General features: G+C 62.0%; 21 protein-coding genes and 2 tRNA genes. 11 read left to right on the forward strand and 12 right to left on the reverse strand.

All coding sequences use genetic code 11. The annotated features are described in order from the left end of the window. Positions 1-43 precede the first annotated feature (43 nt). On the forward strand, positions 44-688 hold the full coding sequence (locus tag GU3_RS07895; protein ID WP_193372538.1) for a tellurite resistance TerB family protein: 645 nt from the start codon (positions 44-46) through the stop codon (positions 686-688). 17 nt (positions 689-705) lie between these two features. Here the strand turns inward: GU3_RS07895 and GU3_RS07900 are convergent. Beyond that, positions 706-781 (reverse strand) — tRNA-His (locus GU3_RS07900). 7 nt (positions 782-788) lie between these two features. Further along, positions 789-865, reverse strand: a tRNA-Arg gene (locus GU3_RS07905). A 150-nt stretch (positions 866-1015) separates the two neighbouring features. Here GU3_RS07905 and folD point away from each other — a divergent pair. Continuing rightward, entirely contained in the window at positions 1016-1873 is an 858-nt protein-coding gene (folD, locus tag GU3_RS07910) for a bifunctional methylenetetrahydrofolate dehydrogenase/methenyltetrahydrofolate cyclohydrolase FolD (protein ID WP_014292004.1), read from the forward strand. Positions 1874-1892: 19 nt separating this feature from the next. Continuing rightward, the gene (locus GU3_RS07915) at positions 1893-2729 is read left to right on the forward strand and encodes an ion transporter (RefSeq protein WP_014292005.1); all 837 of its coding nucleotides are present in this window, start codon (positions 1893-1895) and stop codon (positions 2727-2729) included. Between the two features lie 62 nt (positions 2730-2791). Here the strand turns inward: GU3_RS07915 and GU3_RS07920 are convergent, their stop codons facing one another. The 3 genes from GU3_RS07920 to cysS form a co-directional block, all read right to left on the reverse strand. Further along, positions 2792-3223 (reverse strand): hypothetical protein, encoded by a 432-nt coding sequence (locus GU3_RS07920; protein WP_014292006.1) that lies wholly within the window; start codon positions 3221-3223, stop codon positions 2792-2794. Between the two features lie 229 nt (positions 3224-3452). After that, positions 3453-3731: a hypothetical protein gene (locus GU3_RS07925; protein WP_014292007.1), complete on the reverse strand. Its 279-nt coding sequence runs from the start codon at positions 3729-3731 to the stop codon at positions 3453-3455. Positions 3732-3844: 113 nt separating this feature from the next. Beyond that, positions 3845-5224, reverse strand: coding sequence for a cysteine--tRNA ligase (gene cysS, locus GU3_RS07930; protein ID WP_014292008.1), 1380 nt, complete (start codon positions 5222-5224; stop codon positions 3845-3847). A 154-nt stretch (positions 5225-5378) separates the two neighbouring features. Here cysS and GU3_RS07935 point away from each other — a divergent pair, with 154 nt between their 5' ends. The 3 genes from GU3_RS07935 to GU3_RS07945 all read left to right on the forward strand — a co-directional run bounded on the left by GU3_RS07935 (position 5379) and on the right by GU3_RS07945 (position 7042). Continuing rightward, complete coding sequence (locus tag GU3_RS07935) at positions 5379-5876, forward strand: peptidylprolyl isomerase (protein ID WP_014292009.1); 498 nt, start codon at positions 5379-5381, stop codon at positions 5874-5876. A 72-nt stretch (positions 5877-5948) separates the two neighbouring features. Beyond that, a complete protein-coding gene (gene lpxH, locus GU3_RS07940) occupies positions 5949-6677 on the forward strand; it encodes a UDP-2,3-diacylglucosamine diphosphatase (protein ID WP_041543600.1) in 729 nt (242 codons plus the stop codon). Continuing rightward, positions 6674-7042: a diacylglycerol kinase gene (locus GU3_RS07945; RefSeq protein ID WP_014292011.1), complete on the forward strand. Its 369-nt coding sequence runs from the start codon at positions 6674-6676 to the stop codon at positions 7040-7042. The genes lpxH and GU3_RS07945 overlap by 4 nt, the downstream gene beginning before the upstream one ends. Before the next feature lie 27 nt (positions 7043-7069). On the opposite strand, the gene GU3_RS07950 is transcribed toward GU3_RS07945, so the two are convergent. From GU3_RS07950 to GU3_RS07965, 4 genes are read right to left on the reverse strand one after another with little or no spacing between them, the layout of a single operon-like run. Then, complete coding sequence (locus GU3_RS07950; protein ID WP_014292012.1) at positions 7070-7756, reverse strand: response regulator; 687 nt, start codon at positions 7754-7756, stop codon at positions 7070-7072. Beyond that, on the reverse strand, positions 7753-9060 hold the full coding sequence (locus GU3_RS07955; RefSeq protein WP_014292013.1) for a DUF4118 domain-containing protein: 1308 nt from the start codon (positions 9058-9060) through the stop codon (positions 7753-7755). Before GU3_RS07955 ends, GU3_RS07950 begins: the two co-directional genes overlap by 4 nt. Continuing rightward, a complete protein-coding gene (locus GU3_RS07960; protein ID WP_014292014.1) occupies positions 9047-10369 on the reverse strand; it encodes a TrkH family potassium uptake protein in 1323 nt (440 codons plus the stop codon). The genes GU3_RS07955 and GU3_RS07960 overlap by 14 nt, the downstream gene beginning before the upstream one ends. Beyond that, positions 10348-11004 (reverse strand): TrkA family potassium uptake protein, encoded by a 657-nt coding sequence (locus GU3_RS07965; RefSeq protein WP_014292015.1) that lies wholly within the window; start codon positions 11002-11004, stop codon positions 10348-10350. The genes GU3_RS07960 and GU3_RS07965 overlap by 22 nt, the downstream gene beginning before the upstream one ends. Positions 11005-11378: 374 nt before the next feature. On the opposite strand from GU3_RS07965, the gene GU3_RS07970 reads away from it, so the two are divergent. The 3 genes from GU3_RS07970 (at position 11379) to GU3_RS07980 (ending at position 16202) form a co-directional block, all read left to right on the forward strand. Further along, positions 11379-12590: a M24 family metallopeptidase gene (locus GU3_RS07970; protein ID WP_014292016.1), complete on the forward strand. Its 1212-nt coding sequence runs from the start codon at positions 11379-11381 to the stop codon at positions 12588-12590. A 318-nt stretch (positions 12591-12908) separates the two neighbouring features. Beyond that, positions 12909-14372: a sodium:solute symporter gene (locus tag GU3_RS07975; protein WP_014292017.1), complete on the forward strand. Its 1464-nt coding sequence runs from the start codon at positions 12909-12911 to the stop codon at positions 14370-14372. A gap of 249 nt (positions 14373-14621) precedes the next feature. After that, positions 14622-16202 carry a PAS domain-containing methyl-accepting chemotaxis protein gene (locus GU3_RS07980; RefSeq protein WP_014292018.1) on the forward strand — a complete coding sequence of 527 codons (1581 nt, stop codon included), beginning with the start codon at positions 14622-14624 and terminating at the stop codon, positions 16200-16202. Here GU3_RS07980 and GU3_RS07985 read toward each other — a convergent pair whose 3' ends face one another. The 3 genes from GU3_RS07985 to GU3_RS07995 form a co-directional block, all read right to left on the reverse strand. Then, on the reverse strand, positions 16203-17060 hold the full coding sequence (locus GU3_RS07985; RefSeq protein WP_014292019.1) for a LysR substrate-binding domain-containing protein: 858 nt from the start codon (positions 17058-17060) through the stop codon (positions 16203-16205). Between the two features lie 88 nt (positions 17061-17148). Further along, positions 17149-18531 (reverse strand): DEAD/DEAH box helicase, encoded by a 1383-nt coding sequence (locus GU3_RS07990; RefSeq protein ID WP_014292020.1) that lies wholly within the window; start codon positions 18529-18531, stop codon positions 17149-17151. Positions 18532-18654: 123 nt separating this feature from the next. Next, positions 18655-18918 (reverse strand): DksA/TraR family C4-type zinc finger protein, encoded by a 264-nt coding sequence (locus tag GU3_RS07995; protein WP_014292021.1) that lies wholly within the window; start codon positions 18916-18918, stop codon positions 18655-18657. A 239-nt stretch (positions 18919-19157) separates the two neighbouring features. Between GU3_RS07995 and GU3_RS08000 the strand changes: the two genes are divergently transcribed. After that, the gene (locus GU3_RS08000; RefSeq protein ID WP_014292022.1) at positions 19158-19856 is read left to right on the forward strand and encodes an isochorismatase family protein; all 699 of its coding nucleotides are present in this window, start codon (positions 19158-19160) and stop codon (positions 19854-19856) included. Between the two features lie 74 nt (positions 19857-19930). Beyond that, a complete protein-coding gene (dctP, locus tag GU3_RS08005; protein ID WP_014292023.1) occupies positions 19931-20971 on the forward strand; it encodes a TRAP transporter substrate-binding protein DctP in 1041 nt (346 codons plus the stop codon). Positions 20972-20996: the final 25 nt, after the last annotated feature.

Consider the following 20996-nt stretch of genomic DNA (forward strand, 5'->3'; position numbering starts at 1 on the left):
AGTTTCACGAATCCCAACACATAAAGTTCATAACAGGAGAACCATGATGGATGTGGAAAAACTGATGAAAAAGTTTCTCGGCAACTCGTCGGGCTTTGGTAAGGGCGCGGCCACCGGCGGCATTCTGGGGGCCGTGCTGGGCAGTAAAAAAGGCCGGAAGATGGCCGGCAGCGGCCTCAAGTACGCGGGCCTGGCCGCCGCCGGCGTGATGGCCTGGAAGGCCTATCAGGGCTGGCAGCAGGGGCGGCAACCGGAGCAGGCCACGCCGGTCCGGGAAGGCGATTGGCAGCGCATGGATCCGCGCTTTTCACCCCAGGCTCCCGCCGCCGGCGGTGAGTCGTTTCAGCTGTCGCTGATGCGGGCCATGATTGGCGCGGCCAAGGCCGATGGCCATGTGGATGCCCGCGAGCAGCAACGGATTTTCGAGCAGGTAGAGCAAATGGGGCTGGCGGCGGATGAAAAGGCGCTGGTGTTCGACATGCTCTCGGCCCCGGTGGCGATGAGCGAGATTGTGGCATCGGCCAAAGGCCCGGAGCAGGCGGCGGAGCTGTATCTGGCATCCCGGCTGGTGGTGGATCCCGATGAGGCGTCGGAGCGGGCCTACCTGGACGCACTGGCGCACCGGTTGCAGTTGCCGGCAGAGCTGGTGGCGCATCTGGAACAGCAGGTAAAGCAGGGGCTGGAATAACAGGGTAAGGCAGACAGTGGGGTGACCGACGGGGCTCGAACCCGCGACAACCGGAATCACAATCCGGGACTCTACCAACTGAGCTACGGTCACCACATAATGGCGCGCCCTGCAGGACTCGAACCTGCGACCATCCGCTTAGAAGGCGGATGCTCTATCCAGCTGAGCTAAGGGCGCATGTTGCGCGGCGAGGCTGCCGGCAACGGGGCGGCATAATACCGGCTTGGGCCCACAGGGTCAACGGCTTTATCCGCCCGGGGTTTCTTATCAAAGGCGCGAAAAAATGCGACAATTGTCGCAGGTTTATAAAGGTGAGAAACAACGCAGATGTCAGCTCAAATAATCGATGGAAAAGCGATTGCACAGGCGGTGCGCAACCAGGTGGCCGAGCGGGTGGCTGCCCGCAAAAGCGCCGGCAAACGGGCCCCCGGCCTGGCGGTCATACTGGTGGGAGCCAATCCGGCATCTCAGGTTTACGTGGGCAGCAAGCGCCGGGCCTGTGAGGAAGTCGGGTTCGTGTCCAAGTCTCACGACTTGCCCGAACACACCACGGAGCAGCAACTGCTGGAGCTTATCGACGAGCTGAACCAGGACGCCACCATAGATGGCATTCTGGTGCAATTGCCGCTGCCGGCCCATATCGATACCACCCTGGTAATAGAGCGTATTCACCCTCACAAGGACGTGGACGGCTTTCACCCCTACAACGTGGGCCGCCTGGCCCAGCGCATTCCGGCCCTGCGCCCCTGCACCCCCAAGGGCATCATGACCCTGATTGAGCGCAGCCACATCAAGACCCATGGCCTGAACGCCGTGGTGGTGGGCGCGTCCAATATCGTGGGCCGGCCCATGACCCTGGAGCTGCTGCTGGCCGGTTGCACCACCACCACCTGCCACCGTTTTACCGAGGATCTGCGCGGCAAGGTGGCAAATGCCGATCTGCTGGTGGTGGCGGTGGGCAAGCCCAACTTTATTCCCGGTGACTGGGTCAAGCCCGGTGCCGTGGTGATCGACGTGGGTATCAACCGCCTGGACGACGGTCGTCTGGTGGGCGATGTGGAATACGCGGTGGCCGCCGAGCGCGCCGCCTACATCACGCCGGTGCCCGGTGGTGTGGGCCCGATGACGGTGGCGTCCTTGATTGAAAACACCCTGATCGCCTGCGAGCGTTACCACGACAACTGATCAGTAACGGGGGAAGGGCATGAAGTGGCTCGACAAGGAAGTCCTGTACACCGTCATTTTCGGCACCGAGACCCCGGCCGGGCGCCGCTTCGACATTGCCCTGATCATCGCCATTCTGTTGTCGATGGTGGTGTTGCTGCTGGATTCCATCAGTTCGTTCCGGGCTAAGTATGGCCCCTGGCTCTACGGCCTGGAGTGGGGCTTTACCCTGCTGTTTACGGTGGAGTTCGGCTTGCGCATCTGGTGCGCCCAGAGCCGAATGGGGTACCTGCGCAGCTTCTACGGCATTATCGATCTGCTGGCGGTGCTGCCCACCTACCTGGCGATATTCATGCCCGGCGCCAGTTTTTTGCTGATGGTGCGTCTGCTGAGGGTGCTGCGGGTGTTCCGGGTGCTCAAGCTCATCCGTTATATGGACGAGGCCAACACCCTGATGCGCTCACTCTACCAGAGCCGGCGCAAGATACTGGTGTTCTTCAGCAGCCTGTTCATTCTGGTCACCCTGTTCGGTTCGCTGCTGTATGTGGTGGAAGGCCCTGAAAACGGCTTTACCAGCATTCCCACCGGCATTTACTGGGCCATTGTCACCATTACCACGGTGGGTTTTGGCGACATTACGCCGCAAACCTGGCTGGGCCGGGGCATTGCCGCCGTGACCATGCTGATGGGCTATGCCATTATCGCCGTGCCCACCGGCATTATTACCGCCGAGCTGGGGCGGGAAATGCGGCGGGAATATTCACGGCGCCATTGCCCCCAGTGCGATCGCAGCGGCCACGAGCGGGATGCGAAATTCTGCAATCATTGCGGTGGCGAGCTGGAGCCGCAGACTGACAAGGCATCGGGTGAAACCTGAGGCGTAAGACGTAAAAGGGGGGAGCCGATGGCTCCCCCCTTTTACTTTCTTGCGTCGTGTACTTACTGCTCGCTGTCTTCCAGCACTTCGTTGACCTTGCGTTCGGCTTCGGTGCTGATGTCATCCATGGTTTCACTCATGGCTTCGGCCTGCTCTTCGGCGGCCCGGGCGGCATCGTCCATGGCCTCACCGGCGGCCTGAGTGGCATTGTCCAGCGCCTCACCGGCGGCCTCGGCCTGCTCGCTGGTGGCCTGGGCGGCATCGTCCACCGCCTGATCCACGGCTTCACCCAGCTGCTCCATGGTGCCTTCTTCTTCCACGCCCAGGGCTTCCTGGGTGTCATCCACGGCCTGTTCGGTTTGTTCCTGCACCTGCTCTACCGTTTCATCGACGTTTTCACCGGCCTGCTCGGCGGGCCCCTGGTTATCGCAGGCGACCAGACCAAAGGTGGTGACGGAGGTCAGCAGTAAAATATTCAGCAGTGACTTCTTCATGGGCTCTCCCTTTTGTTGTTCAAACTGAATGGCGGGAAATTCCGCCTTTCGGGATGTCATAAACAGTAATAGCCCAAATGGGGCGGAAACAACAGTCTGCGCCATCGCCATCAAGGACGAGTGATTGACATAAAAGCATTAAAAATCAAAAGCTAAGATAGAATGGCGAAGCGGGCTGACGCAGCAAAAAGCCACCGGCTGCGCCGCCCTGTGACCAACCCTGACCGGCTCAGGGCTGGGGTTGGGTGTTTTGCAGAATTTCGTCCAGCTTTTCTTCCGCCTCTTTGGAGGCCTGCTGTACTACCTGCTCATGCCGCTTTTTTTGCTGCTCAATCACCTCGGGCTCGGGGCGGGCCTCGGCCGGCAGGGTGGGGGAGGCGTCGGAGGCAAAGCCGGTTTCCACCACCTCATCAATATGATCTCCCACATCGGCGGCGGGGCCCTGAGGGTCGCAGCCGGTGAGCAGGGCGAGAGAAAAGGCCAGAACGGGAAAAGTAAACTTGTGCATATCAGGCTCCTGTTAACGGCACATCGGCCACTGTCATTCACATCAATCTGCGCGGGCGTAAAACACCAAGGACACCACATGGGTGCCCTTGATGCCAGTTTCAACCGGGTGACTTATTTTCGGCGCCAGCGGGTGCCCTCCGGGCCGTCTTCCAGCACGATGCCCATGGCGGTGAGCTGGTCGCGGGCGGCGTCGGCGGCGGCCCAGTCCTTGTTCTGGCGCGCATCCAGACGGGCCTGTATCAGCCGCTCGATGTCGGCCACCTCGTCATCGGCGCCGGCATCGCCGCGCAAAAAAGCCTCGGGCTCTTGGGTCAGCAGGCCCAGCACCCCGGCCAGCTCCCGCAGGCGGCCGCCCAGGCCGGCGGCCGCGGCGTCGTCCTTGCCCTTCTGGCGGTTGATTTCCCGAGCCAGATCAAACAGCACCGAATAGGCCTCGGGGGTGTTGAAGTCGTCGTCCATGGCGGCGGTGAAGCGCGCCACAAAGTCCTCGCCGCCGGCGGCCGCTACTTCGGGCAGATCCCGCAGGGCGGTATAGAGCCGCTCCAGGGCGGTGCGGGCCTGCTTCAGGTTCTCGTCGGAATAGTTGAGCTGGCTGCGGTAGTGACCCGACAGCAAAAAGTAGCGAATGGTTTCGCCGTCGTAGTGCTTGAGCACGTCTCGAATGGTAAAGAAGTTGCCCAGCGACTTGGACATTTTCTCCTGATCCACCATCACCATGCCCGAGTGCATCCAGGTGTTCACATAGGGACTGTGGTTGGCGCAGCAGCTCTGGGCGATTTCGTTTTCATGGTGGGGGAACTGCAGATCCGAGCCGCCACCGTGAATGTCGAAGTGCTTGCCCAGGTGCTTGCCGTTCATGGCCGAGCACTCAATGTGCCAGCCCGGGCGGCCCGGGCCCCAGGGGGAGTCCCAGCTCGGCTCACCGGGCTTGGACTGTTTCCACAGCACGAAATCGAGGGGGTTGCGCTTGCTCTGCTCCACTTCCACCCGGGCACCGGCCTGCAGTTGCTCCAGGTTCTGGCCGGAAAGCCGGCCGTAGTCGGCAAAGCTGTTGACCTCGAACAGCACATCGCCGTTGTCCGCCACATAGGCGTGGCCGTCTTTGATCAGGGTGTCGACCATGGCAATGATTTCGGGAATATGGCCGGTGGCCTTGGGCTCGATATCGGGCCGGGCGATATTGAGGGCATCAAAGTCCCGGTACATCTCGGCGGTCAGGCGCTCGGTGAGGGCGTCGCAGCTTTCGCCATTTTCCGCCGCCCGTTTGATGATCTTGTCGTCAATGTCGGTGATGTTGCGCACAAAGGTCAGATCATAACCGGCGTAGCGCAGGTAACGGGTGACCACGTCAAAGGCCACAAAGGTGCGGCCATGGCCGATATGACAGAGATCGTAAATGGTTACACCACACACATACATGCCGACCTTGCCGGGCACCAGGGGTTTGAATTCTTCTTTTTGTCGGGTCAGGGAATTGTAGATTTTCAGCATGATTTGGGTCTTGGTGGTGGTGAGTGGTTAGGAACGTCAGCGCTTATTGAACCGTTAATGGCCACTCGGTGCAAGCCCGGCGGCAGCAGGGGTTCGCTAACGGCCCGGCTTGCGCTAAACTCGGCCCTGAACTCAAACATTCGGAAGCATCAACATGGTCACACTGCACACTACCTACGGCGACATCACCCTGAACCTCTTTGCCGACAAGGCCCCGGACACCGTTGCCAACTTTCTGCAATACTGCCGCGACGGCCACTACGACAACACCCTGTTCCACCGGGTGATTGACGGCTTCATGATTCAAGGCGGCGGTTACGGCCCCGGTTTCGAAGAAAAGGAAACCCGTGCCGCCATCAAGAACGAAGCCGATAACGGCCTCGGCAACAAGGTGGGCACCATCGCCATGGCCCGTACCATGGAGCCCCACTCCGCTACCGCCCAGTTCTTTATCAACGTCAATGACAACGACTTCCTGAACTTCAAGTCCGCCACCACTCAGGGCTACGGCTACTGCGTGTTCGGCGAAGTGAGCGAAGGCATGGACGTGGTCAACAAGATCAAGGGCGTGGCCACCGGCACCCGCGGCTACATGCACCAGGATGTACCGGTAGACGACGTGCTGATCACCGGCGTGACCGTCAGCGAATAAGGCCGCTCAGCAATGGCCTTGCAATGCCCGCCCCGGCGGGCATTGTTGTGTTTGGAACCGGATTTTTACCTGATGCCCCACACCCTGTTTATTGCCGATCTGCACCTGAGTGCCGGCCGGCCCGATATTACCGCCGCGTTTTTGCGTTTTATGGCAGAAGAAGCCCCCAGGGCCGATGCCCTTTACGTGCTGGGGGATTTGTTCGAGTTTTCCATCGGCGACGATGAACAAAGCCCGCTCAACCGCTTGGTGGCCTCGGCCTTTCGCGACTGTGGCGTGCCGGTGTTTTTTATCCACGGCAACCGGGATTTTATGGTCGGGCGGCGCTTTGCCTGGGAAGCCGGCATGACCCTGCTGCCCGAGCATCAGGTCATCGACTTGTACGGCGAGCCCACCCTGATCATGCACGGCGACACCCTGTGCACCGACGATGCCGGCTACCAGCGCTACCGCCGCATCACTCGGCTTCGCTGGTTGCAATGGCTGTTTTTACGGCTGCCGCTTAAAAAACGCCTGGGCATCGCCGATGGCATTCGTGGCAAGAGTGCCGAGGCCAAGCAGGACAAGAGCATCACCATCATGGATGTGAACCAGGATGAGGTAGCGCGGCAGATGCGTAAAGAAGGTGTGCGGCGGCTGATCCACGGCCATACCCACAGGCCTGCTATTCACGACTTTATGCTGGACGGCCAGCCGGTGCAGCGCATCGTGCTGGGGGACTGGTACACCCAGGGCAGTGTGCTGCGTATTACCCCGAATGAGACAGCGCTGCAGCAGCAAGCCTTTGAGGAGACACCATGAAACCGGGCAAAACCGGCATACGGCGAATGATTGCGGCCCTGGGCTATTCCCGCCAGGGGCTGGCCAGTGCCTGGCGTTTTGAAGCGGCCTTTCGCCAGGAGTGTGCCCTGGCGCTGGTACTGGTGCCATTCGCCTTCTGGCTGGACGTGCCGTTGTCCCATACCCTGTGGCTGGTGGTGAGCCTGATGATGGTGCTGGTGGTGGAGCTGCTTAATTCCGCCATTGAGGCGGTGGTGGACCGCATTGGCCCCGAGCACCACGAGCTGGCGGGCCGGGCCAAGGATACCGCCTCGGCGGCGGTGCTGCTGACCCTGCTGCTGGCCATATTGGTGTGGGGACTGGTGCTGGCCGATCATGTCTTTTGAATACGGCGGGGCCGCTGACCGCGGTGCTCAGGGCACCACCAGCCGGTAGCCGATGCCCGGCTCGGTGAGCAGAATGCGGGGATGGGCCGGCTGGGCTTCCAGCTTCTGGCGCAGCTGGGACATGTGTACCCGCACGTATTCGTGGTGCTCCACATGGGCCGGCCCCCAGACCGCGCTCAGGATCTGGCGGTGGGTCACCACCTTTTCCGCGTGGCGCAGCAAAAACAGCAGCAGCTTGTATTCGGTGGGGGTCAGGTGCAGCGGCTCGCCCCCCTTGCACACCCGCCGCGCTGCCGGATCCACGGTAATTTCTCCCAGTTGCAGGGGCAGCTCGGCGTCCCGCCCCGGGCGGCGCAGCGCCACCCGGATCCGCGCCAGCAACTCCTGAGCGCCGAACGGCTTGGTCAGGTAGTCGTCGGCACCGGCGTCCAGCGCCTCCACCTTTTCCGCTTCCCGTTCCCGGGCCGAGATCACGATCACCGGCATGGCGGACCAGGATCTCAGCTCCCGCAGTAACGCCACTCCGTCCATGTCACCCAGGCCCAGATCGAGCAGCACCAAATCCGGTGTGCGGCCACTCAGGCAGCGTAATCCCTCGGCACCGCCGGCCGCTGCCGTGACCCCATAGCCGTGGCTGCGCAGCAGGGTCTGCAGGAAACGGGTCATGGAGGCATCGTCTTCGATGATCAGAATATGAGGGAGCGGTGCTGTCATGGCTGCGTTCTCCAGGCGGGCCAGACCAGATGGCTGACGGCCACCCGGCCGTCGTCACCCTCGGTCAGATAAAAGGAACCCTGGTGCCAGTCGGCCACCGCCCGGCAGATGGGCAGGCCCAGGCCGGCGCCGCCATCACCCCTGGGCTGGGCCGGCCGGACCGGCTTGCCGTTGGTCAGGATGAAATCGTAAAGCTCGCCGTGCCAGCGTCCTTCCAGCCGGTAAGGAGGCAGGCCGTGGCGCACCGCGTTTTCCAGCATGTTGGCCAGGGCGATCTCCAGCAGGGTATCGTCGCCATGGATGGGCACCTTGTTGTCGATATCAATGTCGAAATGCACGGTGTCGAACAGGTTGCCGCGCCGGCGCAGGGCGGCGCTGACCACTTCTTCCGGCATCAGCGCCTGCGCAACAACTGCATCCTGGCGCTGCACCCGGTTGAGCTCCATCACCTTGTCGAAGTGACTGCTGAGCACCCGGCTCTGCTGGTAGATGGCTTCGGCAATTTCCCGGTATTCCTGCTCCTCAAGGCGTACCTGGGGGTCTGCCAGCATGCTGGCGTTGCCCATGATGCTGGCCAGCGGAGTGCGCAGATCGTGGGACAGGGAGCGCAGCAGGGCGTTGCGGCCGCTGGCCAGCTCTGCTTCCAGCCGTGCCTGCTGCTCGGCACCGGCCAGCCGGGCCCGGGTCAGGGCCTGGCCCAGCAGCGAGGCCGCCACCCGCAGCAGGGTGCGGTTGGCTCGGTAAGGACCGCTGGCACAGCACAGGTAGGAGACCACCTGCTGCTTGTCGAACACCGGCAACGCCTCGCCTGCTGCCGGCGGCTTGAGGGCAATGCTGACCGGGCTCCCCAGCCGGCGGGTCAGCAACTGGGTCACGAACGCGTACATGGCCTCGGGCCGGCCGTGCCCGGGCAGGCCCCGGGCCAGCAGAAACATGCCCCTGAGCTGGCGCAGCAACTGACGTACCCGCTCCAGCCGGCCGCGTAACTGGCCGCTGAGCCGGCTGATCAGCAGGCCCACCGCCAGCATCACGGCGAAGGTAAGCAGGTAGTCCAGGTTGTGCACATGCAGGGTGTAGTAGGGCTCGACGAAGAGCACATCGAACAGCAACACGCTCAGCACCGTGGCCAGGCTGGCGCGGCGGCTGCCCTGGCGCACCGCTATGATTGCCACCACCAGCAGCAGCGCCATGGCGATGTCGGTGGTGGTAAGCCAGCCCCGCAGTGGCAGCAGCAGCACCACTGCCAGCAGAGGGCCGCCCAGGCTCGGCAGCCAGGGTGGCAGACGTGGATTATCCCAGAGCAATACGGCCTCCCGCGTAGCGCAGCGGACGCTCCGGGTTGCCCGCCAGGGCGGTAAACAGATACACCGGGCTCAGCTTGCCAATCATCATGACCGCCATGATGAGCACTTTGCCTCCCGGACTCAACTCCCCGGTCATGCCCGTCGACAGCCCCACCGTGCCCAATGCCGAGATCAGCTCGAAGATCATCGAGAAGGGATCCGCCCCGGGCATCAGGTAGAAGGCCAGCAGGGTCACCAGCAGCAGCAGGCTCAGGGTGATCACCAGAATGCCGGCGGCCCGCAGCATGTACTCCACCCCCAGCATGCGCCCCAGCATGCGGGTTTCGGTGCGGCCCTGCAGGGCCGCCACCACCCCGGTGATCAGCAACACAAAGGTGGTAACACGTATGCCGCCGGCGGTGGAGCCGGGGCCGGCGCCGATCACCATGTTGAGCATCAGCCAGGTCTGGCCCGCCGGGCTCATGGCGGCAATGTCCAGGCTGTTGAAGCCGGCGGTGCGGGCGGAGGCATTCTGAAAGAAGGCGTGCAGCAGGCGTTCCTGCCAGCCCAGCCCGGCCAGGCTGTGGTTGTGTTCGAACAGCAGCAACAGCAGGGTGCCCACCGCCAGCAGGGTCAGGGTAGCCCACAGCACCAGCCGGGTATGGACGCTGCGGCAGCGGCGCAGCACCAGCAGCTCGAACAGCACCGCAAAGCCCAGGCCGCCGACGATAAAGCCCGCCGCGTGGGCCAGCACCATCCAGCCCGGCGCCACCGACATCAGCGAGTCACCGAACAGAGCGAAACCGGCGTTGTTGAAGGCCGACACCGCATGAAACAGGCTGGTGCCCAGGCCCTGTGGCCAGCCCAGCAGCGGCACCCAGTGCAGGGCGAACAGCACCGTCAGTACCGATTCCACCCCCAGGCTGAACAGCAGGGAGAAACGGAGCACATCCGGCAGCCGCAGATCCGGCCCCAGCTGCCAGAAGGAGCTGAGCATGGCCTGGTTGCGCAGGCCCACGCTGGCGTTGAACGACAGCATGGCCGCTGCCCCCAGGGTCATGTAGCCCAGGCCGCCGAGCTGGATCAGCAGGCCGATGATGGTCTGGCCCAGGGCCGAATAGTCGCTGCCGGTATCCACCACCACCAGGCCGGTGACGGTAACCGCCGATACCGAGGTAAACAGGGTGTCGAGCCAGCTCACCGGGTTAATTCGGGCTGCGGGCAACAACAGCAACAGGCTGCCGGCCAAGGCCAGCGCCAGGTAGCCCTGCAACAGCAGCAGTGCCGGCGAACTCAGCCGTTTGTGGGTCAGGACAAGGCGCGCAGACATGCTTCCAGTGACTCCGTTTCGGCCAGCAGCAGCAGCTTGTCACCCGGTTGCAGGCGGGCACTCTGGATCATCTGCTCGGGCTGGTAATCCTTGTAGCGGGTCATGCCCAGCAGCTGGACATGGTGACGGCCGAGCAGGCCCACCAGGTTGCGCTCAAGGTGACTGGCATTGACTTCCAGCTCCGCCACCACCTGGCCGGTGGACAACCCCTGGCGGGTCAGCAGTTCGGGATGGCCCAGCCAGGCCGCCACCATCTCGCCCATGGCCTGCTCCGGGTTAATGGCCCGGCTCACGCCCATCTTCTGTGCCAGCTTGTGGTGATAACTGTCGCGAGTTTTGCACCAGATTGCCTCGACCCCGGCCTCCTTCAGGTTGAGGATGGTGATCAGACTGCTCTGCAGATCGGTGCCGATGGCCACCACCACCGCGAAAAATTGTCGCCAGTCGATGCTAGCGATCACCTTGGGATCGGTGCCGTCGGCGATAATGGCCTCGGCCACATCATCGGCGATGGCATGCACCCGCTCCTGAGCCGAGTCTATTGCCATTACCTCCAGACCGGCGCCCCGCGCCGCCCGGCAGAAGGCGGAGCCGAAGCGGCCCAGGCCGATCACCGCAATACGTTTTTTTGCCATGGTTGAAGTCTCCGTAAGCCATGACTCAAGCCTACGCCGGCTCCTGTAAAAAGGCTGTTTAGAGTGCGGAAACGGATATAAAGAAAACATAAAGAAAGGGCAGGGCGCCAACAGAAAGGTTTCAAAAGAAACCAACATGCCGGTTCAAACCGGGCCAAGTGGTTAGATAAATGTGAATAGTGACGGTTTTTTGTCACTAAGTGGTGGTTTTTTGGTTGTTTTTTAACAAGGTATTAACGAAGCTAATGTGTCGATTTGAAGTATTCATTTCTGTTATGGACGGCCAGCCTCTAGCATCAGGGACATGCGCTAATCAGCCATTCATGGGGCGCAGTTAACCACCCTGTTACCAGCTAGAAGGAAGGAGCCTTACCATGCAGATGCCCAACACCCTGACCATTCCCAACGGTGAAAAAGTCCGCGGCATGTTTTCCGAGGCGGAAATGCGTTCCCGCCAGCAGAAGCTGCGCCAGTACATGGCCGCCAGCGACGTAGACGCCGTGCTGTTTACCTCCTACCACAACATCAACTACTTCAGTGATTTTGTGTACTGCCGGTTTGGCCGGGACTATGGCCTGGCGGTGACCCAGGACATCCATACCACCATTACCGCCAACATCGACGGCGGCCAGCCCTACCGTCGTAATGCCCTGGGCGACAACCTGGTATACACCGACTGGCAGAAAGACAACTTCTTCCGCGCCGTACAGCAGCTGATCGGCGGCGCCAAGCGAGTGGGCGTGGAATTCGACCATCTGAGCCTGCAGAACCTCGACAAGCTGAAGGCGGCCCTGCCCGAGGCCGAGTTCGTGGACATCGGCGTGCCCACCATGAAGATGCGCATGATCAAGTCGGCGGAAGAAATTGCACTTATCAAGCAGGGTGCCCGGGTGGCCGATGTGGGCGGTGCCGCCATTCGCGACGCCATCGGCGTGGGCGTACCGGAATACGAAGTGGCCCTGGCCGGTACTCAGGCCATGGTGCGCGAAATTGCCCGCACCTTCCCTCACGGCGAGCTGATGGACACCTGGGTGTGGTTCCAGTCCGGTATCAACACCGACGGTGCCCACAACCCGGTCACCAGCCGCAAGATTGAGGCCGGCGACATTCTCAGCCTGAACACCTTCCCGATGATCGGCGGCTACTACACCGCCCTTGAGCGGACCCTGTTCAGCGAGCACGTCTCCGACCGCCACCTTGAGCTGTGGGAAATCAACTGCAAGGTGCACCGCCGCGGCCTGGAGCTGATCAAGGCCGGCAACCGCTGCTGTGACATCGCCGCCGAGCTGAACGAAATTTTCGCCGAGCACGACGTACTGCAGTACCGTACCTTTGGTTACGGCCACTCTTTCGGTACCCTGAGCCACTACTACGGCCGCGAAGCGGGCCTGGAGCTGCGCGAAGACATTGAAACCGTGCTGGAGCCGGGTCATGTGGTCTCCATGGAGCCGATGATCATGCTGCCGGAAGGCCTGCCGGGTGCCGGCGGTTACCGTGAGCACGACATTCTGGTGATCAGCGAAAGCGGTGTGGAAAACATCACCCGCTTCCCCTTCGGCCCCGAGCACAACATTATCAAGGGCTGATGAATGCAGGCTCGCCCGTAAGGGCGAGCCTGCTTTGTTTCAACCATGTGTTAACGGCGATAGAGGGAATATTATTGCCGCCCTACTTCTGATGAGGCCGGCCCTGGCCGGTGGAATCAGGGACATTAACGCCAGCTTCGCAAGAAGCCGCTCAAAGAGGTAGAAGTCATGCTAAGTGAATCCTGGACCATGGAATGGTTTGTCTATCTGAACGCCATCATTCTTGCCTGGGCCGCCCTGGCCTATGTCTACCGGGAATACGTTTGTCAGTCCAAGGACTGATGCACGACACGACCAAACGACCAAAGGGAATTTGTGATGGAAAATTATGCATTTTTAAACTGGGCCCTGCTGCTGGGCTCCTTCGGTGTGCTGATCCTTATCGGCTGGCTGTCCAGCCGGGTGGTAAAAGACAGCGATGAAACCGGCTTTCTGGTGGCCGGGCGCAGCCTGGGCCCCTTTGTGGGGGCGGGCACCATAGTGGCCACCGGCTTCAGCGGCTGGGGTTTTATGGGCTCCCCCGGGGTGGCCTACGAGTTTGGCTCGGTGGAAGTGCTGGGCAATTTCTTCTTTGCTCCGGCCATGGTGATTGCCGTGCTGTATTTTGCCCACTTTCTGCGCCGTCGCGCCGATGAACTGGGCAGCTGCACCATTCCCGAGTACGTGTCCCAGGTGCACGGCGGCGGCGCGCTGCTGGAGCGCTGGGTCAAGGGCGTGGCCGCCACCATTACCATAGTGCTGCTGCTGGTGTTCCTTACCAGCCAGATCAAGGCGGTGGGCTTGCTGGGGGCGTCCTGGCTGGGCATTGAACTGACCGAAAGTGCCCTGCTGATGATCTCGGTGATCATCCTTTACACCATGCTGGGCGGGCTGGCGGCGGTAGCCTGGACCGATACCCTGATGGTGGCGGGCATGGGCATTGGTGCCATTGTGATGATGGTGCAGATCTTCACCGACATTAACCTGACCGATTTCATCGACCGCCTGAACGCGGCGGATCCCGAACTGCTCAATCCGAGCACCGCGGCCCCTTACGGTGAAAGCAAGGGCTCGGTGTTTCTGGTGCTGCCCTATGCCTTCCTGTTTACCGCCGTATTGCCTTACATGGCGGTGCGTTTTCTGGCCTTTAAACCCACGGTAAAAATGCATCAGGTGGCCATCTGGGTGGCGCCCATGGGCTGTTTGCTGAGTCTGGTGCCGATTGTGGGCATGTATGTGCGGGTGGCCCACCCCGAGCTGGCGGAAGCGGATCAGGCCATGCCGGTGTACCTGGCCAAGTTCCTGCATCCGGCGCTGGCGGGCATTATTACCCTGTTCATTCTGTTTGCCATGAAGTCCACCGCCAACTCGCTGCTGCATACGGTGTCGAGCGCCGCGTCCCACGATTTGCGCACCGCCCTGTTTCCCAACAGCAAGGCGTCCGGTGCGCGCATTCTGTGGGTTAACCGTATCTGGGTGGCCATTCTGGGCTTTGTCGGCTTCCTGATGATGCTGTATGCGCCGCCCTTTATGCTGTCCTGGCTGGGGATCCTCGGCTCCGGCACCCTGCTGGCGGTGATGATAGGTCCGGTGTTCATCTCCTCCTTCTGGCAGGGCAACGGCTACGGCGCCCTGGCCGCCATGTTCACCGGCCTGGTGACCAGCGGCAGCTTCCTGCTGTTCACCAATGTGGGCTGGGTGGAAGGTCCGCTGTACGGTTGCCTGGCGTCCTCCGTCATCTATATCACCGTGAGCAAGCTGACCCAGTCTGCCCCGGCCGGAGCGGTGGCCCGCAGCTACTGAGCCCCCTCAACCCAACCATCATAAAAAGCCCGGTTCGCCGGGCTTGTTGCGTTGCCGGCCAAAACGGAAAGGCAAAGCGGACAGGTTCCGTATGAAAATATTTCCGAGTGCTTTGGATCACATTTCTGTCATCTTTGCGTGGATGATAACCATTTTTAAAATAAGGATATTACCTTGCCGACTCCGCCAAGCGATGGAATGATTCCACCGTCGGCACCCTCAAGGATGAGATGACCGGAGATGAAGGGAATGCGTAATAACCAGCCCGTTACCGGGCGCAATGTGGAATTGCCGGAAGGCGTCAATATACTGTCTACGACCACGCCGGACAGTCATATCACCCATATCAACCAGGCCTTTATCGATGCGTGCGGTTTTCAGCGGGAGGAGCTGATTGGCGAGCCCCACAACCTGATCCGCCACCCGGACATGCCCGCCCAGGCCTTTGCCCATATGTGGCAGACCCTGAAGGCGGGCCGCTCCTGGATGGGACTGGTAAAGAACCGCTGCAAGAACGGCGATCATTACTGGGTCAATGCCTATGTCACGCCCATCATGCACGACGGCGAGGTGGTGGAATACCAGTCGGTGCGCACCAAACCCGAGCCCGACCAGGTTGAGGCGGCAGAAGCGCTCTACGCCCGGCTGCGGACCGGTAACACCACGGGGTCGCGCTGGGGTCGCCTGGGGCTGACCTTCAGGCTGCCGCTGCTGATGGTGCTGTTCACCCTGCTGGGGGCACTGGGCCTGACGGCGCTGTTTTCAGGTGCCTGGCTGCCGGTGTTGCTGGCGGCGGGTACCAGCGGCGGGCTCTGTGCCCTGACGGCGGCGGTGATGCTGCAGCCTCTGCGCCGGCTCGCGGCCGAGGCCCGAAGCCAGGCCGACAACCCCCTGAGCCGGCTGGCCTATACCGGGCGGGAAGACGAGCTGGGGCAGATTGAGTTTGCCCTTAACATGGCCCGGGCCGAATCCGGCGCCCTGTTGGGCAGGCTGTCCGACTCGGCCCAGCGCCTGGGCGGGCACAGCAGTGAGTTGCTGCAGGACATGGCCGCCAGCCACCAGCTGACTCGACGTCAGCAGGCCGAAACCGATCAGGTGGCCACCGCCATCAACCAGATGGCCGCCAGCATTCAGGAGGTCGCGTCGAGTGCCCAGCAGGCGGCCACCGCCGCCGAACTGGCGGATCAGGATACCCGCTCCGGCCAGTGCCTGGTGGCCAGCACCAGTGAGTCCATTTATACCCTGGATAATGAAATCCAGGAGGCGGGCCGAGTCATTCGGGATCTGGAAAGCCACGGCCAGAGCATTTCCACCATTGTTGACGTGATCAGTGGCATTGCCGAGCAGACCAACCTGCTGGCACTCAATGCCGCCATCGAGGCGGCCCGGGCCGGTGAGCAGGGCAGGGGCTTTGCGGTGGTGGCCGACGAAGTGCGCAACCTGGCGGGCCGGACCAGCGAGTCGACTACCCACATTCAGAACATGATAAGCCAGTTGCAGGAAGGCACCCGTCAGGCGGTGGCGGTGATGGAGCGCAGCCGGGAGCAGGCGCAGCACTGCGTGGATCACGCCCGGCAGGCGGCAGGGGCGCTGGAGGGCATTGGTGAGCGGGTGCAGGAAATCACCGCCATGAATATTCAGATAGCCACCGCGGTGGAGCAGCAAAGTGCGGTCAGCGAGGAAATCAACCGGGGCGTGAGCACCATTCGTGATGCCGCCGATCACCAGGTGGAAACCGGCCAGCACAATCGTCAGCGTTGTGACCTGGTGGCGGAGCTGGCCGAGGGGCTGAACGAGCTGTCACGCCAGCTCTGGCTGCGACGGGCCTGATCAGAGCGCGTTCAGCCCCTGCCGGAGGTAATCCAGCAGCATATGGCCCGCTGAGGTGAGCTCGTTGGCATCGTAACAAAAGCCGATGGACACACTGCCCAGATCCGGGCAATAGGCGAAACTGGGGGAGGCTTCCAGCCCCTCGGGCACGGTGCTTTTGGACAGCACGCTGATGCCCAGCCCCGCCCTGATGGCGGACTGAATGCCGAGCAGGCTGGAGGTGCTGTACACGATGCGCCAGGGCAGGTTGGCGCGGGTGAGGGCATTGATGATGGAGCGGCGGTACAGGCAGCCCTTGGGATAAAGAATGAGCGGCAGCGGGGCGTCCGGCGACAGCATCATGTTGCTGTTGCGTACCCACACCAGCGGCTCGGTAATGTAGTCGGTCAGTTGCGGATGACTGGAGCCGCTTTCCTCAATGGCCATCACCAGATCGTAGGCGCCTTTTTTATAGTCACTCAGCAGATGGGCACTGATGTCACTGCTCACGTCCAGGGTCACCCCCGGATAGGCCTGGGCAAAGCGGCCTATGGTGGTGGCCAGAAACGAGACCTCAAAGTCATTGGGGATGCCCAGGCGCACCGAGCCACTGACCCTGGGGGTGCCCAGGCGGGAAATCAGGGCGTCGTTGAGTTCCAGCATTTTCTGGGCGCAGCTCAGCAGCAGCTGGCCTTCTTCGGTCAGTTGCAGGCCCTGGCCGCGGTTGAACAGTTTGGCATCGAGCAGCTCTTCCAGCCGCTTCATCTGCAGGCTGACGGCGGGCTGGGAGCGGCCCAGCCGCTCACCGGCCTGGGTAAAGCCCCCCAGCTGGTTGATGGTTACAAAGGTACGCAGCAGATCCGTGGGCAGATTCTTCATCCCGAAGCATCACCATTTAAAAATTTAATTATCTTATTATTAGCATTTAACTAACAAATATTAAGTGATATTTGCCACAAAGATGCGTTCAGGATTCCGGCTCGGGCCTGGGCTTCTTGCGCTTGAGCGGTGCCATGCCGTCGGTGGCGCCGCCCGCCGTATCCTGGCCCTGGCCGGTAAAGCCTTCGGGTCGCTTGGGCCCCGGCCGTTTGGGAGTGGGCCGGGCCGGCTTTTTCCCGTTCGGCAGGTCTTTGCCCCCGGCGGCCCCCGGCTTGCCCTTGAAGCCGTGCTTGCGGGCCGGCGGACGAAGGCCCTTGAACTTGCCCTGCAGCCCTTCGATGGCGGTAAAGCTCAGGGTGCGCTGCAAGAACCGCTCTACTCGTTTGAAGGCGTCCCAGTCCCGCGGGCCCACCAGGGAGACGGCGGTGCCGCTGGCGCCGGCCCGGCCGGTGCGGCCGATGCGATGCACGTATTCTTCCGCCTGCTTGGGCATGTCGAAGTTGATGACCAGCGACACCTGCAGCAAATCCAGCCCGCGTGAAGCCACGTCGGTGGTGATCAGCAATTTGTGCTGGCCCCGGGCAAAGGCGTCCATGATGCGGTTGCGTTCGGCCTGGCTCAGATCGCCGTGCAGCGCCGCCGTGGTCAGCTCTGTTTGCTGCAGGTGGCTGGCCAGCCGCTCGGTGTCGGCCCGGGTGGCGGTAAAGATAATGGCCTGCTGATAGGGCTCGCTGGCCAGCAGGTGCTCCAGCAAGGCCTGCTTGTGATCCAGGTGATCGCCCAGCACAAAGCGCTGCTCGATGTCCTGGTGCTCGGCATGGGCTTCGCCCACCGCGACCCGTTTGGGCGAGGTGAGCAGGGTGGCGGCCATGGCGTTGGTCTCGGCATGATCCAGGGTGGCGGAAAACATCAGGGTCTGGCGGCGACGATGATCGGCGGCCTGATTAATGCGTTCAAGCTGGGGGGCAAAGCCCAGATCCAGCATGCGATCCGCCTCGTCCAGGATCAGCAGTTCCAGGCCATTCAGCATCAGTGAGCGGGCATCCAGGTGGTTGGCCAGGCGGCCCGGGGTGGCTACGATGACGTCCGGCTGGCGACGCAGCGACTTGAGCTGATCGTTGAAGTTTTCGCCGCCCAGCAGCAGGGCAATATTAACGCTGTTGCCGGCCAGGGAGCGCAGCTGGGCATACACCTGCCGGGCCAGCTCGCGGGTCGGGGCCAGGATCAGCGCGCGGGGATCCCGCTTGCTCAGGGCCCGGGTTTTCATCAGCCGCTGCAGCGCCGGCAGCAAGTAGGCCAGGGTCTTTCCGGAGCCGGTTTTGGAGGAGGCCAGCAGATCAAAGCCGGCCATGACCACAGGAATGGCCTTGAGCTGGATGTCGGTGGGGGTGTTCAGCCCTTGATGATCCAATGCTCGAACCAGACGGGTATCCAGTCCAAAATCGCGGAAAGTGTCGTTATTTTGCGCCAAGTCGCTGCTCCGGGGAATATCGGGAAATGAGAGGCCATCAACCGGCCTGAAAACGTTGCCGGCCATTGTATAAGAAAGCGGGGCGCTTGTAATGACCGACGGGACGGTCTGCCCCCGGCAGGTTCAGCGCAGCTGGCTGTCTTTGCTGGCGCGGCGGTTAATGCCCTCGGCCCGGTGCTGCTTTTCCTGCTCGGCCTGGCACGCGATGCACAGCCGTACTCCCGGCACCGCCCGGCGCCGGGCCTCGGGAATGGGGGCCTCGCATTCCTCGCAGTGGCTCAGGCTGTCGCCGGCACCCAGCCGGCGGCGGGCCGTTTGCACCGCGTCTTCCACACTGGCATCAATCTGCTCCTGCACGGCGCCGTCCCGTGTCCATCCTCCTGCCATGGCGTCCTCCTGAACCGATGAGACTGTCATCATCATACTGCACCGGCCGAGCGCCGGCAGCCGGTTTGAGCACATTCCACAGCAGGATCTTTTATTGTTCCATTTAGGTTATCAATGGCGGCAAAAAGTGAATTGGATGTTAATAACGACGGTTGTTAACTTGAAATCACCCAAGGGGGAAAGCGCCGGAGAAGGTGCCGGAGCTCAACCGTTTTTACCGTGAAATCAGGAGAATAACCATGTCCCACGACTCCCAGGATCTGCTTGCCATGCTCAACCAGGCGTTTGACGAAGCCACCTCCCTGTATCAGAAAAACGGCTTTCAGCGCCGGGTAGGATTCGGCAAAAAACCGGCGCTGATCAGCGTCGATCTGGCCAACGCCTGGACTCAACCCGGCAACCCCTTTACCTGCGACAAGATTGACGACGAGATCATTCCCGGCATGCAGCGCCTGCTGGAAGCGTTCCGCGCCAAGAACCTGCCGATTGTGCACGTCACCACCTGCTATCAGGTGAACGATCGCAACAACCCCAACACCGACATGGGCCTGTGGCACAACAAGATCCCGGTGGACTTCTGCGCCCAGGACAACGAAGAGCTGTGGGCCATCGACTCCCGCATCGCGCCGCTGGAAGGGGAGCAGGTGCTCATCAAGAAGCACGCCAGCTCCTTTCAAGGGACCTATCTGGCCGGCTTCCTGCGCGCCGCCGGGGTCGACACCGTGCTGGTGACCGGCGTGACCGCCTCCGCCTGTGTGCGTACCACCATCTGTGACGCCATGGCCGAGGGTTTCCGCCCCATCGCGGTGAAGGAATGCATTGGTGACCGTATTCCCGGTGCCGTGGCCTGGAACCTGTTCGACATCGACGCCAAGTTCGGCGACGTGGAAACCGTCGACACTTGCGTGAACTATCTGAACAAGCTGGAACGTCAGTAACCATGTACTGATGGCTGAACTCAGGACCGGCACCGGCCGTGGTCCGGTGCCGGTCCCCACTATAGGGACATAGGATGAAAGCATTCAAGGCAAGCAAATTTACCCTGGCGCTGACCACCGCCCTGGCGGTCACGCCCCTTTTCTCCACCCTGGCGCAGGCGGCGCCCATCGTACTCAAATTTCACAGTGGCTACGCCGAATCCCGGCCGGAAGCCGGTTATCTCAACGACTTTGCCAGGGACGTGGAGCAGCTGTCGGGCGGCGAGCTGAAGGTAGACGTGTTCCATGCGGCCTCCCTCGGGCTGAACGAGCCGGATCTGCTGCGTATTCTGCAGCGGGGCTCGGTGGACATGGCCCTGCTCTACGGCGAATACTACACCCGTGACGCCCCTGAGCTGGCCGCCGTTTATGCCCAGGGCGCCATTACCCAACCCGAGCAGCATCTCGACATTCTTCCCACCATTCGCGACATTTACGAGCAGGGTTACGCCAAGTGGAATATCAAGACCATTGGCGGCATCGTCTCGCCGGTGTTCAGCGTGGGCCTGCACTGCAAGGAGCCGCTCAACAGCCTGGCCCAGCTGCAGGGCAAAAAGGTAAGGGTGTGGTCGGCCCAGCTGGTCGACGCCTTTGGCAAGCTCGGCGTTTCCGCTCAGGTCATTCCCCAGAACGACATGTACATGGCGTTGCAGACCGGGGTCGTGGACTGCGCCTATTACCTCTCCACCGTGGCGGAAACCGTCTCCCTGCATGAGGTCACCGATTACGAAGCCTACCTGCATCCCTGGGCGGCGGTGCCGGCCTTGTTCGGCATCAGCGAACGCAGCTGGAAAAAGCTGAGCGACGAGCAGCAGCGAGTGCTGCAGCAGGCCGGCGAAACCCTGTGGCAGAAAACCCGCGCCGCCGCCGTGGACCCGGAGCGGGAAGCCAGCGCCCGGGCCCGGCGCGCAGCCCTGGGGGTGACCATGCTGGCGGACTTCTCGGCCCAGGATGTGGCCAGCTTCCAGCAGGCGGCCATGGCAGCCTGGCATACCATTGCCGAGCGGGCCGGTCCCGACGGCGAAACCATTTACGATACCGTGACCGGCAAGCTCAGCGCGCTGGCCAGCCAGTAAGCGCTGCACACCGGGGCCTGGCCCC

Source organism: Oceanimonas sp. GK1, from assembly GCF_000243075.1.
Lineage (GTDB): Bacteria > Pseudomonadota > Gammaproteobacteria > Enterobacterales > Aeromonadaceae > Oceanimonas.